Here is a 6,551-nt window from a genome sequence, read left to right as displayed (position 1 = left end):
CGGGAGTGTGTCGTGCGAAGGCCGCGCGCCCTACGGCGTCGCGACGTAGCCGTCACGGCGCGGGTCGGCGGCGCCGGTGAACACACCGGTCACAGCGTCGATCGCGACTGCCTGCATGCCGCCGCAGCGCATCGTCCAGCCGACATCGAAGGCTCGCGCATCATGCCCGCGCCGGACCAGCTCGGCGATCGTCCCCGGAGCGATGCGATTTTCGATCTCGACGAGGCGGCCGTCCCAGAGGCGCGCCCGGGGCGCCTCGATCGCCTCCTGCAGGGGCAGGCCGTAAACGAGGTGCTGGACCATGGCTTGCGCCTGCGTCTGCATGATGCCGTAGCTGCCGGGCGTGCCGAGCGCGAGCACCGGCTTGCCGTCGCGGGTGGAGAGCGAGGGCGACATGCACATCGGCAATTCGTCGCCGGGCTTGGAGCGGTTGGGGCTGCCGGGCTGCACGTCGGCCCAGTACAGGAAGTTGTTGAAACAGAGCCCCGTGCCGGGCACGACGACGCCGCTGCCGAAGGGGCTGCCGAGGCTCTGCGTGATGCAGATCAGGTTGCCCTCGCTGTCGGCGATCGAGAGCGAGGTGGTGTGCGCCGGGTCTTCCTTGTCCTGTGGCACCCATTGCTCGGTCGGACCGGTCACCGGCTTGCCGTCGGTGAGGCGCTGGCGCAGCCGCGCGACCGAAGCCTCGGACATGATCTCGGCGAGTTTCTCCGGCGAGGGGTTGTTATGGGCGATGCGCTCGCCCGCCGCGAGGCGGATCGCGCGATAGACGAGGTCGAGATGATCAGGCCCGTCCTGCTGCCTGGATGCAAGATCGATCCCGTCGAGCAGGCGCAAGGTCAGCAGGAACTGGAAGCCCTCGCATGGCGGCGGCGGTACATGCACGGAGAGCCCCCTGAAGCTCGCCGCCATCGGCTCGCGCCAGACCGTCTTGACCGCCGCGAGATCGGCCATGGTCAATGAGCCGCCGAGCGCCTGCAGATGGGCGATGACCTTCTCGCCGAGCACGCCGCGATAGAAATGGTCCGGTCCCTTCTCGGCGATCTCGCTCAGCGTCCTCGCGAGATCGGACTGGACGAGCACCGAGCCGAGATGCAGGGCGCCATCGGGTTGATAATTCTGCGACCAGGCCGGATAGAGCGCAGGCCGGTCCTTCAGCAGCGGATCATTCTCTTCGAACTCCGCCGCGCCAAACTCGGCAAGGGCGAAGCCGTCGCGAGCCAGCGCGATGGCCGGCGCGAAGACCTCGGCCAGCGACTTGCGGCCATAGGTCTTCACCAGCTCGCACCAGCCGGCGAGATTGCCCGGCGAGGCCACGGCGAGCGGGCCGCGCTCCAGATCGGTGCGCTTGCTGAACCGGTCGGCCGGGAAGCTCGCCGGGATCGGGGGCACGAAATCGAGCACGCGCACTCGCTTCTCGGCCGCGACCCACATCGTCGAGAGGCCCATGCCGGCAAGCCCCGACATGAAGGGCTCGACCACGTTGAGCGCGGCCGCGGTGGCGGCTGCGGCGTCAAAGGCGTTGCCGCCCTGCGCCAGCAGCCTCGCGCCGGCCTGCGCCGCCAGTGGATGGGCCGCGGCGACCATGCCGTGGCGCGAGGTCATTGTGGGGCGGCGGCCGTGCATCTTCGCGTCTCCTCGTCGTCTTCTGCCGACGATCAGAGCACGAATCCGGCGCTAGAACAGGCTGCCTTGCCCGTCATCTGCGGGAGGCCGGGTCGCTTTGCGCGCATGGCGTTTCGGTTCTTCGGGCGCCTGCTCCTGCGGCAGGTCGCCGAGGGGCAGTTGCACCTCGGGTCCGTCATTGGCGACCTTGTTGACGGCGTTGCCGATGGCGACCGCTTCGAGCAGATCGTCCGGCGGCGGCTTCAGCAGACGCCCGATCTGCTCGGGCGCGGCCTGCGGATCGAGCCATGCGTTGTAGTCGCGCGGATCGAGAATGACCGGGCAGCGATGGTGGATGGCCGCCATCAGGCCGTTCGCAGGGCCGGTGATCATCGCGACCGTGTCGATCTCGGAGCCATCCGGCGAATGCCAGGTCTCCCATAGTGCGGCGAAGGCGAAGAAGCCACGGTCGGGCCGGCAGAAAAGGAAGGCCTCGCTCTTGGCCTGCCGTCCGGTCCCGCTGCGCCGCCACTCGTAGAAGGCATCGGCGGGCAGCAGGCAGCGCCGGCGGTTGAGCGCGTTGCGGAAGGACGGCTTCTCCGCCGCGCTCTCGCTGCGCACGTTGATGACAAGCGGGAAGTCCTTCGCGTCCTTCACCCAGCCCGGAATGAAACCCCAGCGCATCAGCAGGAAATGCGGTGCTCCCTCATGCGCGAGCACGGCCGGCACTGGCTGCGTCGGCGCGATGTTGTAGCGCGGCGGGAAGTTGGGCCGCTCGCGATAGCCGAAGGCCTCGCGCATCGCATCGGGGGGCAGGGTGATCGCGTAGCGTCCGCACATGGCTGCTGTTTACGTCGAGACGAGGCGGTCAGATCAACACTTTCTTTCCGGTTGGCCAAACATAGTCGCGCCGATTCGAGGCAGAAGATGAGTGCCATCGCGACGAATGTGCTGGCCGAGGCGCCGGCGGGGCTGGCTGGAAGCGTCGACGCTCCCCGCCTCTCGACCGATTTCCTGAACCGCTACAGCGAAGCCCTGATGCTGATCGAGATGGCCGGCATGGACGAGGAGCTCGTCGCCGATCTTCAGGCTTGGCAAAGCATCAGCTATCGCGAGCATTTCCGCGCCTCGCCATTGCGCTGTGCGGCGTCCGCGCTGGCGGCCTATGATCGTCTCGACCCCACGAGGGCGCGGTCGTTCGAGGACGTCTGCCTGTCGATGACGCGGCTGGTGCGGACGGTGACGGCGCTGCTCGCCGAAATCCCGCAGCCGAAGGAACTGCCGATGATCCTCGATGTGGCAAGCGATGCCCTGCGTCGGCAGATCGGCCGTGCCACCCAGTTCATCAACGCCAATGGCGCGATCGACATCGCCGCCTTCGAGGATACAGCCCTGCAGGCGCAGATCGACGCGCTGCTGGCGCGCTGATCACGCCTTCCGTCGGGCTCCGACCAGAAATTCCCGGTTCCCGTCGCCACCTTCGATCGGGGAAGGGACGGGACCCTCGACTGCGAAACCGAGTGCCCGCAGCACGGTGACGATGTCGTCGCAGACCTGATGCTGGATCGCCTCGTCCCGGACGATCCCCTTCTTCAGGGCGGCGCGGCCTGCCTCGAACTGCGGCTTGATCAGCGCCGCGATCCCGGCAGCCGGCGCGAGCAGGGCCGCCACGGCCGGTAGCACCAGCCTGAGCGAGATGAAGCTGACGTCGATCGCGGCGAAGCCCGGCCGCTCGGGCAGGGCGTCCGGCGGCAACGTGCGGATGTCCTGACCTTCGAAGCTGCTGACGCGCGGATCGCAGCGCAGCGAGGCATGGAGCTGATCGCGCCCGACATCGACGGCGACGACATGGCGCGCGCCCCGCTTCAGCAGGAGGTCGGTGAAACCGCCGGTCGACGAGCCGACATCGAGGCAGACGAGGCCCTGCGGATCGAAGCCGAAGGTGTCGAGCGCGCCCGCGAGCTTGAGGCCGCCGCGAGAAACATAAGGGTGAGGCGCCTCCGCCTTCAGCTCCGCATCATGGGCCACCATCTCGGAGGCCTTGCGCACGGGCCGGCCATTGGCGCTGACGAGCCCGGCGGCGATTGCGGCCTGTGCGCGCGCCCGGCTTTCGAAGAAGCCGCGCTCGACGAGCAACTGGTCCGCGCGGCTTTTCATCGAGGCAGGATCAGGCGCGCTTGACGGCGTTCGGCGTCCCGAGCGCGCCATCGACGGCTGCGACGATGCCCGCGGCGTCGAGGCCCGCCGCGACATACATCGCATCCGGCTTGTCATGGTCCTGATAGGCGTCGGGCAGCGTCAGCGTGCGCACCTTCAGCCCGGCATCGAGCGCGCCGCTGCGGGCGAGCAGATGCAGGACATGGCTGCCGAAGCCGCCGACCGAGCCTTCCTCGATCGTGATCAGGATCTCATGGTCGCGGGCCAGCTTGAGGATCAGCTCCTCGTCGAGCGGCTTGGCGAAGCGTGCATCGGCGACCGTCGTCGAAAGCCCGCGCTGAGCCAGCAGGTCGGCAGCCTTGAGCGCCTCGGCGAGGCGCGTGCCGAGCGAAAGCAGGGCGACGCGACTGCCCTCGCGCAGGATGCGGCCCTTGCCGATCTCCAAGGGCACGCCGACGTCCGGGATCTCGACGCCGACGCCCTCGCCACGCGGATAGCGGAAGGCGATCGGGCCGTCGTCATAAGCTGCCGCGGTCGCGACCATGTGCGTCAGCTCGGCCTCGTCGGCCGCGGCCATCACCACCATGTCGGGCAGGCAGGCGAGATAGGCGATGTCGAAGGAGCCGGCATGGGTGGCGCCGTCCGCGCCGACGAGCCCGGCCCTGTCGAGCGCGAAGCGCACCGGCAGCTTCTGCAGCGCGACGTCGTGGACGATCTGGTCATAGGCACGCTGCATGAAGGTCGAGTAGATCGCGACGAACGGCTTGTAGCCCTCGGTTGCGAGCCCGGCCGCGAAGGTCACCGCATGCTGCTCGGCAATGCCGACATCGAAGGTGCGGGCGGGGAATTCCTTGCCGAAGGCATCGAGGCCGGTGCCGGACGGCATGGCGGCCGTGACGGCGACTACCTTGTCGTCCTCGCGCGCCTCCTTGATCAGCGCATTGGCGAAGACCGCAGTGTAGCTCGGCGCGTTCGCCGGTGCCTTGGCCTGCAGTCCCGTCACCGGGTCGAACTTGACGACGCCATGATACTTGTCGGCGCTGGCTTCGGCCGGGGCGTAGCCCTTGCCCTTCTGCGTCACGACATGGACGAGGATCGGCCCGGTCTCGGCATCGCGGACATTGCGCAGTACCGGCAGCAGGTGGTCGAGATTGTGCCCGTCGATCGGCCCGACATAGTAGAAGCCGAGTTCCTCGAACATCGTCCCGCCCGTCCAGAAGCCGCGGGCATATTCTTCGGTGCGCCGGGCCTTGTCGTGGAAGAAGCGCGGCAGCTTCTCGGCGAGCTGCTTGGCGACCTCCCGCAGGGAGCGGTAGGTGCGCCCCGAGACCAGGCGCGCCAGATAGGCCGACATCGCGCCCACGGGTGGCGCGATCGACATGTCGTTGTCGTTGAGGATGACGATGAGGCGAGAGCCGAGCGCGCCGGCATTGTTCATGGCCTCATAGGCCATGCCGGCCGACATCGCGCCGTCCCCGATCACGGCGATGACGTTGTTGTTCTCGCCCTTCAGGTCACGCCCCACCGCCATGCCGAGCCCGGCGGAGATCGAGGTGGAGGAATGCGCGGCGCCGAACGGGTCGTACGCGCTCTCGGAGCGCTTGGTGAAGCCGGACAGACCGCCCGGCTGGCGCAGCGTGCGGATGCGGTCGCGGCGGCCGGTGAGGATCTTGTGCGGATAGGCCTGGTGGCCGACATCCCAGATCAACCTGTCGCGCGGCGTGTCGAAGACATGGTGCAGCGCGACCGTCAGTTCGACCACGCCAAGGCCGGCGCCGAGATGCCCGCCGGTCACCGAAACGGCGTCGATCGTCTCCAGCCGCAACTCCTCGGCGATTTGCCGCAACTGGGCGTCGTCGAGCGCCCGCAGATCCGCGGGTTCGTGGATCTTGTCGAGCAGGGGTGTCGCAGGGCGTGGCACGAAGCTGTCCGGGCTCGTTGCAATGGTTCAACCCTGAGATAGTGCCTGCGCGCCGCGCTGGCAAACCACGGCTGCAATCTGCCCGGCCTCGGCGGGCGACTTCGCTTCGCACGAAACGGGTGGTTCCGGCCTCGGCAACGGATTTCACTGCCCTCACGACTGCTTCTGGGGATGCCGGCCAATGAACGCCACCGATTCCGCACCGCTGCCGACGGCGTTCCAGCGCCTCGGCTGGTCCAATCTCTCTGCCCAGTTTTCGGAGCAGATCGCCCTGGCGGCTGCGCCCCTGGCGGCGGTTCTGCTGCTGTCGGCCGGGCCAGCCGAGACCGGCTGGCTGCAGACGGCACAGACCTTGCCCTTCCTGCTGCTGTCCATCCCGGCAGGTCTTATGGTCGATCGCGCGTCGCGGCGCCGGCTTATGGTCGGCACGGAAGCTCTGCGCGCGCTTTCGCTGGTCGCGATTCCGCTGCTGCTGGTCGCCGGCGGCCTCAATCTGACCTGGCTCGGCGTGCTCGGCGCGCTCGGAGCCATCGGCACGGTCTGCTACAGCGTGGCCGCACCGGCCTTCGTTCCGTCGGTGGTGCCGCGCGCGCAACTCGCGGATGCCAATCGCTGGCTGGAGCTGGCGCGCAGCGCCGCCTATGCCGGAGGGCCGGCGCTGGGCGGAGCGCTTGTTGGCTGGATCGGCGTTTCGACGGCCTATGGCCTGGCCGCGGGGCTCTCCGTCCTGGCGGCAACCCTGCTGGCCGGCCTTCCGAAGGACGAAGCGCCTTCCGGCCCGCGGCGCGCCCTGCTACACGATCTCAATGAGGGCGCCCGTTTCGTCGCCGGCCACGACCTGCTCAGGCCGATCCTGGTGACGGCGGTC

At 68.6% G+C, this 6,551-nt stretch carries 6 protein-coding genes; 2 read left to right on the top strand and 4 right to left on the bottom strand.

Annotated features, from left to right (window positions below; genetic code table 11):
- Positions 1–30 precede the first annotated feature (30 nt).
- Together ACIPIA_RS08235 and ACIPIA_RS08230 are read right to left on the bottom strand one after the other, a co-directional pair.
- Positions 31–1,626, bottom strand: coding sequence for a gamma-glutamyltransferase family protein (locus tag ACIPIA_RS08235; protein WP_400508419.1), 1,596 nt, complete (start codon positions 1,624–1,626; stop codon positions 31–33).
- A 51-nt stretch (positions 1,627–1,677) separates the two neighbouring features.
- Positions 1,678–2,445 (bottom strand): SOS response-associated peptidase, encoded by a 768-nt coding sequence (locus ACIPIA_RS08230; RefSeq protein WP_400508417.1) that lies wholly within the window; start codon positions 2,443–2,445, stop codon positions 1,678–1,680.
- Between the two features lie 87 nt (positions 2,446–2,532).
- Here ACIPIA_RS08230 and ACIPIA_RS08225 point away from each other — a divergent pair, with 87 nt between their 5' ends.
- Positions 2,533–3,033, top strand: coding sequence for a hypothetical protein (locus ACIPIA_RS08225; protein WP_400508415.1), 501 nt, complete (start codon positions 2,533–2,535; stop codon positions 3,031–3,033).
- On the opposite strand, the gene ACIPIA_RS08220 is transcribed toward ACIPIA_RS08225, so the two are convergent.
- A complete protein-coding gene (locus ACIPIA_RS08220) occupies positions 3,034–3,762 on the bottom strand; it encodes a TlyA family RNA methyltransferase (protein ID WP_400508414.1) in 729 nt (242 codons plus the stop codon).
- Between the two features lie 10 nt (positions 3,763–3,772).
- Complete coding sequence (gene dxs, locus ACIPIA_RS08215) at positions 3,773–5,683, bottom strand: 1-deoxy-D-xylulose-5-phosphate synthase (protein ID WP_400508412.1); 1,911 nt, start codon at positions 5,681–5,683, stop codon at positions 3,773–3,775.
- Between the two features lie 181 nt (positions 5,684–5,864).
- On the opposite strand from dxs, the gene ACIPIA_RS08210 reads away from it, so the two are divergent.
- Positions 5,865–6,551 (top strand): MFS transporter (locus ACIPIA_RS08210; RefSeq protein WP_400508410.1); only part of this gene is annotated, 687 nt, incomplete at its 3' end.

Origin of the sequence: Allobosea sp. CER48 (genome assembly GCF_044752385.1) — a bacterium.
Classification (GTDB): domain Bacteria; phylum Pseudomonadota; class Alphaproteobacteria; order Rhizobiales; family Beijerinckiaceae; genus Allobosea.
This window is presented reverse-complemented; position numbering and strand designations above follow the sequence as displayed.